This window comes from Rhodococcus sp. YH1 (genome assembly GCF_009939605.1).
GTDB classification, from domain to species: Bacteria; Actinomycetota; Actinomycetes; order Mycobacteriales; family Mycobacteriaceae; genus Rhodococcus; species Rhodococcus aetherivorans.
The window spans coordinates 1-1,699 of the sequence record NZ_WVTE01000184.1; the positions used below are offsets into that span (position 1 = coordinate 1).

Genomic DNA, 1,699 nt, shown 5'->3' on the forward strand with positions numbered 1-1,699 from the left:
TCCCGCACCGACAAGCCCGCCGACAGTGTCACCGAGGGCACCGAGGAGGTGACACCGGCCTTGACCGCCTGATCCACCGACGAGGAATCACGCGACGACGTCGTACACCACCTCACGGGACTTGACCATGTCCGGTCGTAGCGCAGATCGTCGAGCGCGTTCCATGCATCGAACACCATGGCCGGGTCGAGTCCTGCTTTGGTGGCTCGCAGTGTCGCCGAACGTGATTCGCGTCGATTCACTTCATCGGCAAGCAGCACTTCGAGGAATCCGATGTGGCTGAGTTTGTGTTGCCGAGCCAAGGCTGCGCGTTCGGGAAGGGTGTCGGCGAGCGCGCCGAGTTTGAGGGCTTTGAGCAGGCGGACGAGGTCGGTGCCGACCGGTTCGTTGGGTGTGGTGGTGGCGCGAGTGGTGGTCATGCGTTGTTCTCCGAGGATGTGGCGCTGTCGTCGACAACGGATAATGATGGGGTTGGTGTGGAACGGAATTCGGCTGGATCGCGGGAGAACCGTGTCGATGCCTGTCCGACTGTTTTCGGTAGATCCGGCGATGTGGATTCGGTGGCACGCTCCAACATGGATGCAATCTTGGTGACCGAGACAACGTCGAGGTCCAACGACAATGAGCAGGCCTGTTCGACCCGCTCAGCGCCGTAACGACGCACCAGTCCTTGAAGTCGGTAGACACTGCGGATCCTCGTCCACGGAAACGGGTCGTCGAGAATCCGTTCGGCGTAGATACCGATGTTCGCCCCGTGTGCGGTGCACTTACGAATCAGTGAGGTGACATCACGTAGCGCGTAGTCGGACTTGTGCTCGGGCAGGTCAGCGCGGTCGGTACTACGACCGCCGGGACGTTGCCGAGGGTGGATCTTCACCAGGGTGCCGCGGTGATAGAACTTCACCAGTTCGGTGTCCGCACGCACCGACAGTCTCGACCCGATCCACTGCTGCGGCAACGAATACAACGCGCGTCCGACTTCAGCGTGAAAGTCGCGGTGGACCTTCACGTCCTTGAAGATCGGCACGTCGTAGGCCGCAGGCACCGGCAGCAGCACCGGCAGTTCGGAGTCTTCGAACACCTCCCGCGGCCGTGCGCAGGTGGTCCCATGAATACGCAGGCCTGCGGTGCTGCTGCACCAACGGACCACTGCATCCTGCGCTTCGATGAGGCTGGCGAATCGTTCACCTGCCCAGAAGTTGCCGCGCACGTACTGGACAGTGCGTTCGACTTTGGGTTTGTCCTTCGGAGAGCCGACCCGGGCTGGATCGGTGATGAACCCGACGTGGTTGCTGTAGGCGAGCCAGCCATCACTGAAGCGTGGATTGATCGGATCTGACTCGTTGACAACGGGTTTGAGGTTGTCCGGGATCAAGACTGCGAAGACTCCGCCAAAGAACTTCCACGCTGCCTCGCAGCCGGCGAGTACCGCCACCAACGTCTGCGAGTACGTCAGCCAGACGAACATGTGGCGGCTGTAGACGGCGGTGAAGATCAGGGCGTGGACCTTGCGGGATCGTCCGTCTTCGGGGTCGGTGAGCATTCCCAGGTAGCCGAAGTCGACTTGGCATTCGATACCTGGGTCGCCGTCGACGACGCGGACAGTAAGGTCTTTGCGGCCGAAACCGCAACGGTCGGTGGCGAACCGATGCAACGTCCGGTACGGCACTACGCAGCCTTTACGGGCAAGCAGAACTTC

At 61.5% G+C, this 1,699-nt stretch carries 1 protein-coding gene and 1 pseudogene; both read right to left on the bottom strand.

The window, feature by feature from the left end; genetic code table 11:
- Nucleotides 1–128: 128 nt before the first annotated feature.
- Nucleotides 129–419, bottom strand: a pseudogene (locus AIIKEEIJ_RS14135) (ATP-binding protein); the annotation flags it as partial.
- Nucleotides 416–1,699, bottom strand: a 1,284-nt coding sequence (locus tag AIIKEEIJ_RS14140; RefSeq protein WP_161995916.1) for a Mu transposase domain-containing protein, incomplete at its 5' end; no start/stop codon positions are given. The gene AIIKEEIJ_RS14140 and the pseudogene AIIKEEIJ_RS14135, both read right to left, overlap by 4 nt.